Here is a 14,165-nt window from a genome sequence, read left to right as displayed (position 1 = left end):
AATTGTCTGTCGAAACGTTATGAACCGAGAGGGCGGGCCGTGTCCTATGACACAGCCCGCCCTCTCACGTTGTGAAGAACCCGTGGGACTTGGGTGATGCCGCTTGAGCCGGGCTGCCTGCGTGGTGTTACTTGAGACGCGCCATGAGGGCGTGCTCGACGAGCGTGATGAGCGCGCTCTTGGCGTCCGCCCGGTGGCGGGCGTCCGTCGTGATGATGGGGGCGCCCGGGCCGATCTGCAGCGCTTCGCGGACTTCCTCCGGGGTGTACGGCTGGTGTCCCTCGAAGCCGTTGAGGGCCACGACGAACGGCAGGCCGCTGTTCTCGAAGTAGTCGACGGCCGGGAAGCAGTCGGCGAGGCGGCGCGTGTCCACGAGCACGATCGCACCGATCGCGCCGCGGACGAGGTCGTCCCACATGAACCAGAAGCGGTCCTGGCCCGGCGTACCGAAGAGGTACAGGATCAGGTCCTGGTCCAGGGTGATGCGGCCGAAGTCCATGGCGACCGTGGTGGTCGTCTTGTCACCGGTGTGCGTGAGGTCGTCGATCCCGGCGCTCGCGGAGGTCATGACGGCTTCGGTGCGCAGCGGGTTGATCTCGGACACGGCTCCGACGAACGTGGTCTTGCCCACGCCGAAGCCGCCCGCCACCACGATCTTCGCGGAGGTGGTGGAGCGAGCAGGAGCCGCTCCGCTAGATGTTCCGAAGGCCACTGAGCACCCTTTCGAGCAGCGTTACATCCGGCGTGCCGCCGGCCTCTCCATTGCCCGGCTGGTGGATGGCCACCATTCCGGCCTCCGCCAGGTCGGCGACGAGGATCCGGGCGACACCGAGCGGCATCGACAGCAGTGCGGAGACCTCGGCGACCGACTTGACCTCGCGGCACAGGGTGCAGATGCGCTGGTGCTCCGGAAGCAGGCCGGACAGGTGCATCGGATCGGCGGTGGTGCTGACCAGCGCCTCGATGGCGAGCTGGTAGCGGGGCCGGGTCCGGCCGCCGGTCATCGCGTACGGACGCACCAGCGGCTGATCGCCTTCCGAGTACGAATCTCCGTACGCATCGGGGTAGGCGGGGGGCGGGGTCATGGATCCTCCGGGCTGGACAGCAGTGGTCAGCGTGCCGTCTGACGGGGCGGCCGGTGGGGGGGACTGTATGACGGCCTGGCGGGGGTACTGGATTCCGGGGGCGGGGCCCCGGTCTCCCGGCCGGAAGTACCGTCCGGCCGGGAGGGGGGAAGTCAGCCGAGCAGGCTTCCCTGAAGTTCGGCGCGCAGGTCCGGGGTGAGGACAGTGCCCGCGCGATCCACCAGAAGAGCCATCTCGTAACCCACGAGGCCGATGTCGCACTCGGGGTGCGCCAGTACGGCCAGCGAGGATCCGTCGGAGACGGACATGAGGAAGAGGAATCCCCGGTCCATCTCGACCACGGTCTGGTTGACGGCGCCGCCCTCGAAGATGCGGGAGGCACCGGCGGTCAGCGACGTCAGTCCGGAGGCCACGGCCGCCAGCTGGTCGGCGCGGTCGCGGGGGAATCCTTCGGACATGGCCAGAAGGAGTCCGTCGGCGGAGACCACCACCGTGTGGGACACCCCTGGGGTGTTGTCCACGAAGTTGGTGATCAACCAGTTCAGGTTCTGTGCCGCCTGGCTCATCGAACTCAACTATCGCTCCTGCTGGTAAGTGGGGTCGATGTGGTAACTGCCGGTCGCCGGTCCGTTGTTGCCGGCCTGACGGCCCTGCTGGATACCGCGTCGGAGGTTGGTCAGACGGCCGCGGACGTCGTCCGGTGCCCGCGAGACCTGCGGACCCGCCTGCGCCTCGGCCTGCTGCTGCGCGGTGCCGGCCACGAGGTTCGCCCGCGGGACCCGGCGGGGCAGCCCCGAGGTCGTGATACCGCCGGCCGCGGGCTGGCGCACGCGCTCGGCCTGGCGCATCAGCTCGTCGTTCGGCGAGGACTTCCAGCTGACGGTCGGCATGCTGCCGGTCGCCGCCGCGGCGGGCTCGGCCGCGGACTCCTGGCCGCGCTGCTGCAGCGGCTGCTGCGGCGCGGAAGCCGCCGGAGCGGACTGCTGCGGCTGCCGGCCCTGCTGGGGCATCGCCGTACCCGGTCCCTGCGCGGGGGGCTGCTGCCCCTCCTCGCGGAACCAGTTCGACTCGAGCGTGTCGAAGATCGGGCTGCGGCCGTCACCGGAGCCCTGGGCCGGCGGCAGCGCCTCCGGCCGGTGAGCCTGCGGCAGCCGCGGGGTCTCCGGGCGCGCGGGCGGTACGGGTGCGTACCCGCCGCCGGGCTGCGGAGACTGCTGCTGCGTGTGCTGCGGCTGGGGCTGCTGCGGGGCCTGGGGCTGACGGGCGAATCCGCCGACACCGGGGCCGCCGGGCCGCTGGGGCTGGTAGCCCGGGCGCTCGAACTGTCCGGTGGCGGACGGGTCCACGGCGCCCCGCACGTCGGGACGCTCGAACTGTCCGGTCGTGCTCGCCGGGCCGTCGCCCTGCGGCATCGGGGCGTTGAAGTCGGGGCGGGCGAACTCCGCCGTCGAGCCGGGGCCCGACAGCTCGTCGTGGCCGCGCGCCTGGTCGGCGCCCCAGCTGGTGGTCTGCGGGCCGGGAAGCTCCGCACGCGCGGCGCCGCCGCGCGGCGGCAGCTGCGGGCGGGGGCCGCCCGGACCCGGGGCCGGCTGCTGCTGCTGAGGCTGGGCCTGCTGCTGGGGCTGCGGCTGCTGCGGACGCTCGAAGCCGTTGCCCTGCGGGAAGCCGGACGGGCCGGCCGCGGAGGGCGACTGGTTCGGACGGGCCTGGGGGCCGCCGCCGAATCCGGCACTGGCGACCGGACCGCGGGCCGGCAGCGGGCCACCGGCGCCGAAGCCGCCCTGGCCCTGGCCCGCGGTGGTCGGACCCTGCTGCGGACGGGCACCGGGGCCGCCCTGCTGCGGGGGCCGCCCGCCCTGCGGGCCCTGACCGGAGCCGTCGCGGCCCGCGAGGGCGGCGCGCTGGCCGCCGGCGCCGACCTGACCGCGCTGCGGGCCCGCGCCCACGGACGGCCGTGCGGCCGCGCCGGGCACGGAAGCCTGACCACCGGGGGCACCCTGGGCGCCACCGGGGCCGCCCTGACCGCCCTGGCCCGGCATCGGACCCGGCTTCTTGCCGCCCTGGGCGACGTCCACCGGCAGCATGACGAGGGCCGTCGTACCGCCCGAGTCGGAGGGGCGCAGCTGGATGCGGATGCCGTGTCGCAGGGACAGGCGGCCGACCACGAACAGGCCCATGCGGCGGGAGACGGAGACGTCCACGGTCGGCGGCGACGCGAGCCGCTCGTTGATCGCGGCGAGGTCCTCGGGGGAGAGGCCGATACCGGTGTCGTGGATCTCGACGAGCACGCGGCCGTCCGGCAGGGCGTGACCGGTGACCTTGACCTTGGTCTGCGGGGAGGAGAACGACGTGGCGTTCTCCAGCAGCTCGGCGAGCACGTGCACGAGGTCGTTGACGACGCGGCCGGCGACGTCGGTGCCGGGCACCGAGGCCAGCTCGACGCGCTCGTACTGCTCCACCTCGGAGGCGGCCGCACGGAGCACGTCGACGAGCGGGACGGGGCGCGTCCACCGGCGGCCCGGCTCCTCGCCCGCGAGGACGAGGAGGTTTTCGCCGTTACGGCGCATGCGGGTCGCGAGGTGGTCGAGCTTGAAGAGCGAGGAGAGCTGGTCCGGGTCGGCCTCGCGCGACTCCAGTTCGGAGATGAGCGACAGCTGACGCTGGATGAGGCCCTGGGAGCGGCGCGAGAGGTTGGTGAACATCGCGTTGACGTTGCCTCGCAGGAGGGCCTGCTCGGCGGCGAGGCGGACGGCCTCGCGGTGCACGTCGTCGAATGCCGCGGCCACCTGGCCGATCTCGTCGCGGGTGTGCACACCGACCGACTCCACGGACGTGTCCACGTCCTGCGGGTCGGACTCGGACAGCTGCTTGACGAGCTCGGGCAGCCGGTCCTGCGCGACCCGCGTCGCGGTGTCCTGCAGGCGGCGCAGCGAGCGGATCATCGAGCGGGCCATGACGAAGGCGCCGACGAGGGAGACACCGAGGACGAGGAGGATCAGGGCACCGTTGATGATGGCGTCCTGCTGGGCCTCGTTCTTCAGCTCGCGGGCCTTCTGCTCCATCTCCTCGAGCAGGGTCAGCTCGATGACCTTCATGGCCTGGAGCTTGGTGCCGTCGGCGTCGTACCAGTCCAGCCAGGACCGGTTCTTCTCGCGGAGGAAGGCGTCCTGACTGGTCAGCACGCGGCGCGCGTAGTGGTCGGCGGTGGAGATCTCCGAGTTGCTGTCGCCGAGGCCGGCGAGGAGCTCCTCGGTGCGGCCCTGGTAGACGAGCTCGAAGGTGGTCTTCGCCTGCGTCTCGCCCTTCTGGGCGGAGAGGGCGTAGAGGCGGTCGTTCTCCTTCAGCTCGCCCTGCTTCTCCGAGGTGTCGGGGAGCGAGGCGGCGATGATCGCGCGCTGGATGGAGGCGTACTCCTTGGCGGCGGAGAAGGCCGCCAGAGCACGCGTACGCTTGATCATCTCCGGGTTGGAGGTGGCCTGCGCCATGTCCTGGGAGAGCGAGAGCAGCGAGACGATCATCGCGTTGTACTCGCTGACGGTCTGCTGGGCGCCGTTGACGTACGCCTTGTCGCGGACGGTCTGGATGTTCGCGATCTGGCGGCCGATCTGCAGCACGTTGTTGCGGATCGACTTGAGGGTGTCGTCCTTCGCGCCCGTGCTGTCGACCTTGTCGGTCGCGGCGGCGAAGGCCTTGGCGGCGGTGTCGGTCTGCTGGCGGACACCGTCGACGGAGCTGGTGCTCTTGCCCTTGGAGATCGTGAGCGGACCCGCGGAGAGGTCGCGCTCCTCCTGGAGCATGGCGGCCAGGTTGGTGGCCTGCCGGGTCATCGTCGTCAGCAGCTGCATGTGTTCCAGCTGCGCGATGTCGTTGAGCGAGTCGTTGATGCGGAAGCCACCGAGCGTGGTGGCGGCGACGACCGGCAGGGTCAGCAGCGACACGAGTCGCGTGCTGATGCGCCAGTTCTGCATGGCGAGGCGAGAGCCGGGCCCACTCGGGGCCTTCGGTATCGCCACGTCCTGCTCGGCCGGCCCGGCCTTGGCTTTGCCGGCCTTCGCGGACTTCCCACGGCCCTTCGCCTTCACCGCGGCGGAGGAGTCGGGGCTTGCGCCTTCGACAGCCGGCCCGCGGTTCTGGGCGTGCTGGGGCGAGGAGCCACGGTCGGTCCCGCCGCGCGGCTCCTGCTCCGCCGCAGCGCTGCCATCCCTCTTGAATCGTCCCTGCACTAGCGTCGCAACCTCTGGACCAGGCGTCCCGCCGGGCGACCGGTGGGACGGTGTCGAGTCGTGGGGCACGTGCGGCCCCATGGTGGTCGTCGGTGACCGGCGCGTCTCCCTCTCCGTGCCGCCGCGCTCGGCGCTGAGTCGCGCCACCCTGCGCGCCGGCTGATTCCCGCGGCGGTCCCGCGAATTCCAGCACAGTGGAGGATCTCCAACAAGGTGCGCGGGTCGGCCCGGAGAGTCGGTTACCTGCCGTGACGGACGGGCTACTCGATGTGCGACCGCATTCGGTAGAAACCGGACTTACGCCATCCAAACAACAAGGCTGGCAAGGTGTCCCAGTCGCGATGATCAGGAGCGGAATGGCGCATTCAGTGGCGCAATGTCCGTTTCGACAGGTGAAGTTGACTGTCCGTTATGCCTGAAATGACTGGTCACGGGTGAGCAAACTCACACAGCCGTGGCCATTACTTCCCGGTTCGGCGGGGGATTCGGATGTTTAGCCTTGCCCCTTAAAGGGTTGGCGCCAGGGTTGGTGCATCGACAGCCGACACTCACAGATCGAACCGAGGACCCCGAACTCCCATGAAGACGACGATGATGTTCCGCAACATAGCCAACCCCCGCCGCACCACCCTCGCGCACCTCAAGGACGCCGAGGAGCTGCAGGCGGCGCCGGCCACCCCGGAACACTCCGTCGAGCTGCCCACGCAGACCGCCAACCCGCGGCGCACGGTCCTCATGGACGCGCCGGTCGCCGCCGCGCAGTAGCCGCACGGCTGCGGAACGCGAAGCGTCCCTGCCCGCCGCGTTAGCCTGGGGACCACAGACTCCAGCCGGCGGACAGACAGAGGGGCAGACGCAACACGTGCGCATCGCCAGGTTCTCGATCGACGGAAATGTCGCGTTCGGCGCGGTCGAGGGCAGCACCGCCCCCGGCGACGAAGCGACGCTCGTGCTCGACATCATCAAGGGCATCCCGTTCGCGGACTTCGAGCTCTCGGGCACGAAGGTGCCGCTGAGCAAGGTCCGGCTGCTGCCGCCCGTGCTCCCGAACAAGGTCGTGGCCATCGGCCGCAACTACGCGGAGCACGCGGCAGAGCTCGGCAACGAGGTCCCGGACGCGCCGATCACCTTCTTCAAGCCCTCCACCTCGGTGGTCGGCCCCGGTGACCCGATCACGTACCCCTCCTTCTCCCAGGACGTCCACCACGAGGCGGAGCTCGCCGTGGTCATCGGCCGCATGTGCCGGGAGGTCCCCAGGGAACGCGTCAGGGACGTCATCCTCGGCTACACCTGCGCCAACGACGTCACCGCGCGCGACGTCCAGCAGCGGGAGAAGCAGTGGGCCCGGGCCAAGGGCTTCGACAGCGCCTGCCCCCTCGGCCCCTGGATCGAGACCGACCTGGACCCGGGCGACCTGACCATCCAGTGCACCGTGAACGGCGAACAGCGCCAGCTCGGCCGCACCAGCGACATGGTCCGCTCCATCGAAGACCTCGTCGTCCACATCACCGAGGCCATGACGCTGCTCCCGGGCGACGTCATCCTCACGGGGACCCCGGCCGGAGTCGGCCCCCTGAACGTCGGCGACGAGGTCGCCGTCACCATCGAAGGCATCGGCACTCTCACCAACAAGGTGATCAAGCGTGGTTAACGGACCTGTCCGCGTACGTTTCTGTCCCTCCCCGACCGGCAACCCCCACGTGGGCCTGGTCCGCACCGCCCTGTTCAACTGGGCGTTCGCCCGCCACCACGGCGGCACGTTCGTCTTCCGCATCGAGGACACCGACGCGGCCCGCGACTCCGAGGAGTCGTACGACCAGCTGCTCGCCTCGCTGCGCTGGCTCGGCTTCACCTGGGACGAGGGCCCCGAGGTCGGCGGCCCGCACGCCCCGTACCGCCAGTCCGAGCGCATGGACATCTACAAGGACGTCGCGAAGAAGCTGCTCGACGGCGGGTACGCGTACCACTGCTACTGCACCACCGAGGAGCTCGACGCCCGCCGCGCGGCCGCCCGCGCGGCCGGCAAGCCCTCCGGCTACGACGGCCACTGCCGCGACCTCACCACCGTGCAGCTCGAGGCGTACCAGGGCGAGCACCGCCCGGCGATCGTCCGCTTCCGGATGCCCGACGAGCCCATCACCTTCACCGACCTCGTCCGCGGCGAGCTGACCTTCACCCCGGAGAACGTGCCGGACTTCGGCATCGTCCGGGCCAACGGCGCCCCGCTCTACACGCTGGTCAACCCGGTCGACGACGCGCTCATGGAGATCACGCACGTCCTGCGCGGCGAGGACCTCCTCTCCTCGACCCCCCGCCAGATCGCGCTCTACAGGGCACTGATCGAGCTGGGCGTGGCCAAGTCCACCCCCGAGTTCGGCCACCTGCCGTACGTGATGGGCGAGGGCAACAAGAAGCTCTCCAAGCGCGACCCCGAGGCCTCGCTCAACCTGTACCGCGAGCGCGGCTTCCTCCCCGAGGGCCTGCTGAACTACCTCTCGCTCCTCGGCTGGTCCTTCTCCAAGGACCAGGACGTCTTCTCGATCGAGGAGATGGTCCAGAAGTTCGACATCGACGGCGTGAACGCCAACCCGGCGCGCTTCGACCTGAAGAAGGCCGAGTCGATCAACGGCGACCACATCCGCCTGCTCGACCCGAAGGCCTTCGCGGACGCCTGCGCCCCGTGGCTGCGGGCCCCGCACGCCAACTGGGCGCCCGAGGACTTCGACGCCGCGGCCTGGGAGCGCATCGCGCCGTACGCCCAGACCCGCGTCACCGTCCTGTCGGACATCACGGCCAACGTCGACTTCCTGTTCCTGAAGGAGCCGGTCGAGGACCAGGCGTCGTGGGACAAGGCGATGAAGGGCGACCCGGCGGCCCTCCTGACGACGGCGCGCGAGAACCTGGCGAACGCCGACTGGTCGGACCCCGAGTCCCTCAAGCAGGCCGTCCTGACCGCGGGCGAGGCCCACGGCCTCAAGCTCGGCAAGGCCCAGGCCCCGGTCCGCGTGGCCGTCACCGGCCGCACGGTCGGCCTGCCGCTCTTCGAGTCCCTGGAGATCCTGGGCAAGGAGCGCTCCCTGGCCCGCATCGACGCCGCGCTGGCCAAGCTGGCCGCGTAGCACTCCCGTACGTCCCGCAGGGGGGGGGGGGGGGGGGGGGGGGGGGGGGGGGGCCGACCACCCCCCCCCCCCCCGCCCCCCTCGGCGTTCCCCTCCCCGAGCAGCTTCCCCGTCGTGCCCACGGAGCGCGGGGCCGCGGCGTAGGCTCGGCCCCATGCCGATCCGCGCCGTGCTGTGGGACATCGACGACACCCTCTTCGACTACACGGGGGCCGATGCCGCCGGGCTCGCGCGGCAGCTGGAGACCGAGGAGCTCGCGGACCGGTACGGCACCCCCGCGCAGGCGCTCGCGCTGTGGCGGGAGATCACCGACCGGCACTGGGCGCGCTTCGCCGCCGGCGAGGGCACCTTCCAGGGACAGCGGCGGGACCGGGTGCGGGAGTTCCTGGACCGGCCCGGGATGACCGCGGACGAGGCCGACGCCTGGTTCGACCGCTACGTCGAGCACTACAAGGCGGCCTGGACCGTCTTCCCCGACGTGATGCCCGCACTGGACGTCCTCGCGGCCGGCTACCGGCACGGGGTGCTCTCCAACTCCTCCAGCGCCAACCAGGACCCCAAGCTGCGCCACCTCGGGCTGCGCGACCGCTTCGAGGTACTGGTCTGCGCGGTCGAACTCGGGGTCAGCAAGCCCGAGGCGGCGGCCTTCCTCGCCGCGTGCGACGCGCTCGGGCTGCCGCCGGGGGAGGTGGCGTACGTGGGGGACCAGCCCGAGATCGACGCGCGCGGGGCCCGTGACGCCGGGCTGCTGGCGGTCTGGATCGACCGTGACGGCGGCCGCGGCCCCGGCCCGGACGGCGCGCACCGCATCCAGGGGCTTGACCGGCTCCCGGAGCTGCTGGCAGGGGATACCCGTTTTGGAGCACGGTCAGGCATCCGGTAATGTTCTTTCTGCGCCGCCGGAGCGGGCCGAAAGGCCGGACGGAGGCGCCACCCGAAGGAAAACCCCACCAAGGGGTTGACTTTTGGTGGGGTATAGTGTAATTGGCAACACGAGGGTTTCTGGTTCCCTTATTCTAGGTTCGAGTCCTGGTACCCCAGCGCAGTGCAGCAGTAACGCAGTGCTTTGCCCCCGTTGTGTAGCGGCCTAGCACGCCGCCCTCTCAAGGCGGTAGCGCCGGTTCGAATCCGGTCGGGGGTACAGATCCTTCCCGCGAGATCTCCAGGGTCGCACCCGGACGTCTTGATGCAGGATCGCTAGGGCCCCCGTTGTGTAGCGGCCTAGCACGCCGCCCTCTCAAGGCGGTAGCGCCGGTTCGAATCCGGTCGGGGGTACTGTTGGTCTGGTCTAGACCACTTTGGGCTATAGTGTAATTGGCAACACGAGGGTTTCTGGTTCCCTTATTCTAGGTTCGAGTCCTGGTAGCCCAGCGCAGTAACGGCAACACCAGCTAGCCCCCGTTGTGTAGCGGCCTAGCACGCCGCCCTCTCAAGGCGGTAGCGCCGGTTCGAATCCGGTCGGGGGTACGCATCGAAGAGGCCCTCCGCGATCATCGCGGAGGGCCTCTTCGCCGTTTCCGGCCCGGGCGCCGGCACCCGGTACAAGTACGGGCCCGGCGGCGCGTGTTCGGACGTGTGCGGCGTCGTACGCGCCCCCGGGCCCGGGGGTGGGACAGGGGACTGGTATCGGTCAGCCGGAGCGGCGCAGGGCCTCCGTGAGGCGAGCGGCCGCGTCGATGACGGCCTGGGCGTGCATCCGGCCCGGGTGGCGGGTCAGCCGCTCGATCGGCCCGGAGACCGACACGGAGGCCACCACGCGGTTCGACGGCCCGCGCACCGGCGCCGAGACGGAGGCCACACCGGGCTCGCGCTCGCCGATCGACTGCGCCCAGCCGCGACGCCGTACGCCCGAGAGCGCCGTCGCCGTGAAGCGCGCCCCCTGCAGCCCGCGGTGGAGCCGCTCGGGCTCCTCCCAGGCCATCAGGATCTGCGCGGCCGAGCCGGCCTTCATCGGGAGCGTGGAGCCCACCGGGACGGTGTCCCGAAGGCCCGACAGCCGCTCCGCGGCCGCCACGCAGATGCGCATGTCTCCCTGACGGCGGTAGAGCTGCGCGCTCTCGCCCGTCACGTCACGGAGGTGGGTGAGTACCGGTCCCGCCGTGGCCAGCAGGCGGTCCTCGCCGGCCGCGGCGGCGAGCTCCGCCAGCCGCGGGCCCAGGATGAACCGGCCCTGCATGTCCCTCGCCACCATCCGGTGGTGTTCCAGTGCCACGGCAAGGCGATGTGCCGTGGGTCGTGCGAGCCCTGTCGCCGCGACCAGCCCGGCGAGGGTGGCCGGACCGGACTCCAGTGCGCTCAGTACCAGAGCTGCCTTGTCGAGAACGCCGACGCCGCTAGAGTTGTCCATGAAACGATATTCGCGTCTCACACTGTGAAACGCAAGTTCAATTTTTCCAAGAACCAGCGAGTCTGTATGTGCGGGTCCACGAACCACTGGGTCCGAGCCGTCGTCCGGGACGTGGGGTACGGGCGACAGCGCACAAGATCTCTATGAAGCGCCGGCACAACCGGCCGGCCGGAGGGAAAGCGATGGGTAGGACACTCGCGGAGAAGGTCTGGGACGACCATGTCGTCCGGCGCGCCGAGGGCGAGCCCGACCTCCTCTTCATTGATCTGCACCTGCTGCACGAGGTGACCAGCCCGCAGGCCTTCGAGGGCCTGCGTCAGGCCGGCCGCAAGGTCCGACGCCTCGACCTCACCATCGCGACCGAGGACCACAACACCCCCACCCTCGACATCGACAAGCCGATCGCGGACCCGGTCTCCCGGGCCCAGCTGGAGACGCTGCGCAAGAACTGCTCCGAGTTCGGCGTCCGCCTCCACTCGCTGGGCGACGTCGAGCAGGGAGTCGTCCACGTGGTGGGACCGCAGCTGGGACTGACCCAGCCCGGCACCACCGTGGTGTGCGGTGACTCGCACACCTCCACGCACGGCGCCTTCGGCGCGCTGGCCTTCGGCATCGGCACCAGCCAGGTCGAGCACGTGCTGGCGACGCAGACGCTGCCGCTGGCCCGCCCGAAGACGATGGCGATCACCGTCACCGGCGCGCTGGCCGAGGGTGTCACCGCCAAGGACCTGATCCTGGCGATCATCGCCAAGATCGGCACCGGCGGCGGCCAGGGCTACGTCCTGGAGTACCGCGGCGAGGCCATCGAGCAGCTCTCGATGGAAGCCCGCATGACCATCTGCAACATGTCGATCGAGGCCGGCGCCCGGGCGGGCATGATCGCCCCCGACCAGACCACCTTCGACTACCTGCGGGGCCGCGACCACGCCCCCGAGGGCGAGGACTGGGACGCGGCGGTCGCGTACTGGAAGACGCTGCGCACCGACGACGACGCGGTCTTCGACGCGGAGGTCGTCATCGACGGCACCGCGCTGTCCCCGTTCGTCACCTGGGGCACCAACCCGGGCCAGGGCGCGCCGCTGTCGGCCAACGTCCCCGACCCCGCTTCGTACGAGGACGCCTCGGAGCGCCTGGCCGCCGAAAAGGCCCTGGAGTACATGGGGTTGACCGCCGGGCAGCCGCTGCGCGACATCAGGGTCGACACCGTCTTCGTAGGTTCCTGCACCAACGGCCGCATCGAGGACCTGCGCGCCGTCGCCGGGATCGTCGAGGGCCGCAAAGTCGCCGACGGCGTACGGATGCTGGTCGTCCCGGGCTCGGTCCGCGTCGCCCTGCAGGCGGTGGAGGAGGGCCTGGACAAGGTCTTCAAGGAGGCCGGCGCCGAATGGCGGCACGCGGGCTGCTCGATGTGTCTGGGCATGAACCCCGACCAACTGGCTCCCGGTGAGCGCTCCGCGTCCACCTCCAACCGCAACTTCGAGGGCCGGCAGGGCAAGGGCGGGCGCACCCACCTGGTCTCCCCGCAGGTGGCCGCCGCCACCGCGGTGCTGGGCCATCTGGCCTCGCCCGCCGACCTGTCCGCCGCCGACGCGACCGCCGGAGTCTGAACCATGGAAGCCTTCACCACCCACACCGGCCGGGCCGTCCCGCTGCGCCGCAGCAACGTCGACACCGACCAGATCATCCCGGCCCACTGGCTGAAGAAGATCACCCGCGACGGGTTCGAGGACGGGCTCTTCGAGGCCTGGCGCAAGGACCCGGAGTTCGTCACCAACCGTCCGGAGCGCGCCGGCGCGACCGTGCTGGTCGCCGGGCCCGACTTCGGTACCGGTTCCTCGCGCGAGCACGCCGTCTGGGCCCTGCAGAACTTCGGCTTCAAGACGGTCATCTCCTCCCGCTTCGCCGACATCTTCCGCGGGAACTCGCTGAAGAACGGCCTGCTGACGGTCGTGCTCCCGCAGGAGACCGTCGAGCGGCTGTGGCAGCTGACCGAGGCGGACCCCACCGCGGAGATCACGGTCGACCTGGTCGACCGCCAGGTGCGAGCGGAGGGCGTCGTCGCGGAGTTCGAGCTCGACGACAACGCCCGCTGGCGTCTGCTGGAGGGCCTGGACGACATCTCGCTCACCCTTCAGAACGAAGCGGACATCGCCGAGTACGAAAGCAGCCGCCCGGCCTTCAAGCCGCGCACGATTCGGGCCTGATTCCTGGCTGATCAGCGCTTATTCACCTACGGGTGATCACATCGGCAACACTGTGCCCCCCGCCTTCCGGCGGGGGGCACAGCCGTTTGTTGAGGCCCCGTGAGGCGACAACTCGCCCCAGATGGCACAATCTGTGCATGGAACGCGACAGTCAACTCGAGCTCTACGAACTCGTCGCGGACCGGTTGAAAGAAGCACACACACGGGTGCGCTCACTGCAAGTCCCGGAGGGCGTAAGGATGGCGCTGTCCCGGAAGCTGTTGGTCGTCACGGCCGCGGCGAAGCACGATCTCGCCGATGCGGCAAGGCGCCTGGACAGGTTGATGAAGGACCTCGACGAGGGTCGATTCCCTGAAGGCGACTGATGCGAAGGAACTCCGTAACGGCCTCCAGCGTTGCGGCACTAGGGTGATTAGCCCGTTTCGTGTTTGATTTGCGGTATATATCCGCCTAACGTGCGAAATAAGCTTGAACACATTCGTTCTGGCGAAGTCTCCGAAGGGGAAGACGTGAACAAGGCGCAGCTCGTAGAAGCGATTGCCGACAAGCTGGGCGGCCGCCAGCAGGCCGCGGATGCTGTCGACGCGGTACTGGACGCGATCGTCCGCGCTACCGTCGCGGGCGACCGGGTCTCGGTCACGGGCTTCGGCTCGTTCGAGAAGGTCGACCGTCCGGCCCGTTACGCCCGCAACCCGCAGACGGGAGAGCGCGTCCGGGTCAAGAAGACCTCCGTGCCCCGATTCCGCGCCGGCCAGGGCTTCAAGGACCTGGTCAGCGGCACCAAGAAGCTGCCCAAGGGCGGCGAGGTCTCGGTGAAGAAGGCGCCCAAGGGCAGCCTCACCGGTGGCGCCTCCGTGACGGTCAAGAAGGCCGCCGCGAAGAAGACCGCCACCGCCAAGAAGGCCGCGGCGAAGTCCACGGCGGCGAAGAAGACCACGGCCAAGAAGACCACCGCCACCGCGAAGAAGGCCGCGGTGAAGTCCACGGCCACCACGAAGAAGACGACGGCCGCGGCGAAGAAGACCGCCACAGCCAAGAAGGCCGCGCCGGCGGCGGCCAAGAAGACCACCGCCACGAAGACCGCCCCGGCCGCCAAGAAGGCGACCGCGAAGACGACGGCGCCCGCCAAGAAGACGACGACGCGCAAGGCCACCGCGAAGAAGACCACCGCCCGCAAGAAGTAGGGG

The 14,165-nt window shown here is 70.3% G+C and carries 13 protein-coding genes and 5 tRNA genes; 13 read left to right on the top strand and 5 right to left on the bottom strand.

Annotated features, from left to right (window positions below; all coding sequences use genetic code 11):
- Positions 1 to 127: 127 nt before the first annotated feature.
- The 4 genes from ACZ6JT_RS14685 to ACZ6JT_RS14670 form a co-directional block, all read right to left on the bottom strand.
- On the bottom strand, positions 128 to 712 hold the full coding sequence (locus tag ACZ6JT_RS14685; RefSeq protein WP_266605322.1) for a GTP-binding protein: 585 nt from the start codon (positions 710 to 712) through the stop codon (positions 128 to 130).
- The gene (locus ACZ6JT_RS14680) at positions 693 to 1,085 is read right to left on the bottom strand and encodes a DUF742 domain-containing protein (protein WP_030037344.1); all 393 of its coding nucleotides are present in this window, start codon (positions 1,083 to 1,085) and stop codon (positions 693 to 695) included. Before ACZ6JT_RS14680 ends, ACZ6JT_RS14685 begins: the two co-directional genes overlap by 20 nt.
- Positions 1,086 to 1,237: 152 nt before the next feature.
- Entirely contained in the window at positions 1,238 to 1,660 is a 423-nt protein-coding gene (locus tag ACZ6JT_RS14675) for a roadblock/LC7 domain-containing protein (RefSeq protein WP_469209896.1), read from the bottom strand.
- Complete coding sequence (locus ACZ6JT_RS14670; RefSeq protein WP_469209895.1) at positions 1,661 to 5,308, bottom strand: sensor histidine kinase; 3,648 nt, start codon at positions 5,306 to 5,308, stop codon at positions 1,661 to 1,663.
- Positions 5,309 to 5,887: 579 nt separating this feature from the next.
- On the opposite strand from ACZ6JT_RS14670, the gene ACZ6JT_RS14665 reads away from it, so the two are divergent.
- From ACZ6JT_RS14665 to ACZ6JT_RS14625, 9 genes are all read left to right on the top strand, one after another.
- A complete protein-coding gene (locus ACZ6JT_RS14665) occupies positions 5,888 to 6,073 on the top strand; it encodes a hypothetical protein (RefSeq protein WP_373918621.1) in 186 nt (61 codons plus the stop codon).
- A 97-nt stretch (positions 6,074 to 6,170) separates the two neighbouring features.
- The gene (locus ACZ6JT_RS14660) at positions 6,171 to 6,959 is read left to right on the top strand and encodes a fumarylacetoacetate hydrolase family protein (RefSeq protein ID WP_469209893.1); all 789 of its coding nucleotides are present in this window, start codon (positions 6,171 to 6,173) and stop codon (positions 6,957 to 6,959) included.
- Positions 6,952 to 8,427 carry a glutamate--tRNA ligase gene (gene gltX / locus ACZ6JT_RS14655; protein ID WP_469209890.1) on the top strand — a complete coding sequence of 492 codons (1,476 nt, stop codon included), beginning with the start codon at positions 6,952 to 6,954 and terminating at the stop codon, positions 8,425 to 8,427. The genes ACZ6JT_RS14660 and gltX overlap by 8 nt, the downstream gene beginning before the upstream one ends.
- 154 nt (positions 8,428 to 8,581) lie before the next feature.
- Entirely contained in the window at positions 8,582 to 9,310 is a 729-nt protein-coding gene (locus tag ACZ6JT_RS14650) for an HAD family hydrolase (protein WP_469209889.1), read from the top strand.
- Between the two features lie 86 nt (positions 9,311 to 9,396).
- A tRNA-Gln gene (locus ACZ6JT_RS14645) sits at positions 9,397 to 9,468 on the top strand.
- A gap of 27 nt (positions 9,469 to 9,495) precedes the next feature.
- Positions 9,496 to 9,568, top strand: a tRNA-Glu gene (locus ACZ6JT_RS14640).
- A 61-nt stretch (positions 9,569 to 9,629) separates the two neighbouring features.
- Positions 9,630 to 9,702 (top strand) — tRNA-Glu (locus ACZ6JT_RS14635).
- Between the two features lie 24 nt (positions 9,703 to 9,726).
- A tRNA-Gln gene (locus ACZ6JT_RS14630) sits at positions 9,727 to 9,798 on the top strand.
- 23 nt (positions 9,799 to 9,821) lie between these two features.
- Positions 9,822 to 9,894 (top strand) — tRNA-Glu (locus ACZ6JT_RS14625).
- Between the two features lie 163 nt (positions 9,895 to 10,057).
- On the opposite strand, the gene ndgR is transcribed toward ACZ6JT_RS14625, so the two are convergent.
- The gene (ndgR, locus tag ACZ6JT_RS14620) at positions 10,058 to 10,774 is read right to left on the bottom strand and encodes an IclR family transcriptional regulator NdgR (RefSeq protein WP_007266782.1); all 717 of its coding nucleotides are present in this window, start codon (positions 10,772 to 10,774) and stop codon (positions 10,058 to 10,060) included.
- A 182-nt stretch (positions 10,775 to 10,956) separates the two neighbouring features.
- Here ndgR and leuC point away from each other — a divergent pair, with 182 nt between their 5' ends.
- From leuC to ACZ6JT_RS14600, 4 genes are all read left to right on the top strand, one after another.
- Positions 10,957 to 12,381: a 3-isopropylmalate dehydratase large subunit gene (gene leuC / locus ACZ6JT_RS14615; protein WP_469209888.1), complete on the top strand. Its 1,425-nt coding sequence runs from the start codon at positions 10,957 to 10,959 to the stop codon at positions 12,379 to 12,381.
- A 3-nt stretch (positions 12,382 to 12,384) separates the two neighbouring features.
- A complete protein-coding gene (gene leuD / locus ACZ6JT_RS14610) occupies positions 12,385 to 12,978 on the top strand; it encodes a 3-isopropylmalate dehydratase small subunit (RefSeq protein WP_469209886.1) in 594 nt (197 codons plus the stop codon).
- 137 nt (positions 12,979 to 13,115) lie between these two features.
- A complete protein-coding gene (locus tag ACZ6JT_RS14605) occupies positions 13,116 to 13,343 on the top strand; it encodes an SCO5555 family protein (RefSeq protein ID WP_030009267.1) in 228 nt (75 codons plus the stop codon).
- A 144-nt stretch (positions 13,344 to 13,487) separates the two neighbouring features.
- Positions 13,488 to 14,162: an HU family DNA-binding protein gene (locus ACZ6JT_RS14600; protein WP_469209884.1), complete on the top strand. Its 675-nt coding sequence runs from the start codon at positions 13,488 to 13,490 to the stop codon at positions 14,160 to 14,162.
- Positions 14,163 to 14,165: the final 3 nt, after the last annotated feature.

The sequence above is a fragment of the Streptomyces sp. NPDC046308 genome, from assembly GCF_055588065.1.
The sequence above is the reverse complement of the archived record's forward strand: the minus strand, read 5'-3'. Positions and strand labels throughout refer to the sequence as shown.

Bases quoted from the DNA above. Each gene is read 5' to 3' on its own strand.
- ACZ6JT_RS14680 (WP_030037344.1), bottom strand. From the start codon at position 1,085: ATGACCCCGCCCCCCGCCTACCCCGATGCGTACGGAGATTCGTACTCG.
- ACZ6JT_RS14665 (WP_373918621.1), top strand. From the start codon at position 5,888: ATGAAGACGACGATGATGTTCCGCAACATAGCCAACCCCCGCCGCACC.
- ACZ6JT_RS14650 (WP_469209889.1), top strand. From the start codon at position 8,582: ATGCCGATCCGCGCCGTGCTGTGGGACATCGACGACACCCTCTTCGAC.
- ndgR (WP_007266782.1), bottom strand. From the start codon at position 10,774: ATGGACAACTCTAGCGGCGTCGGCGTTCTCGACAAGGCAGCTCTGGTA.
- leuC (WP_469209888.1), top strand. From the start codon at position 10,957: ATGGGTAGGACACTCGCGGAGAAGGTCTGGGACGACCATGTCGTCCGG.
- leuD (WP_469209886.1), top strand. From the start codon at position 12,385: ATGGAAGCCTTCACCACCCACACCGGCCGGGCCGTCCCGCTGCGCCGC.
- ACZ6JT_RS14605 (WP_030009267.1), top strand. From the start codon at position 13,116: ATGGAACGCGACAGTCAACTCGAGCTCTACGAACTCGTCGCGGACCGG.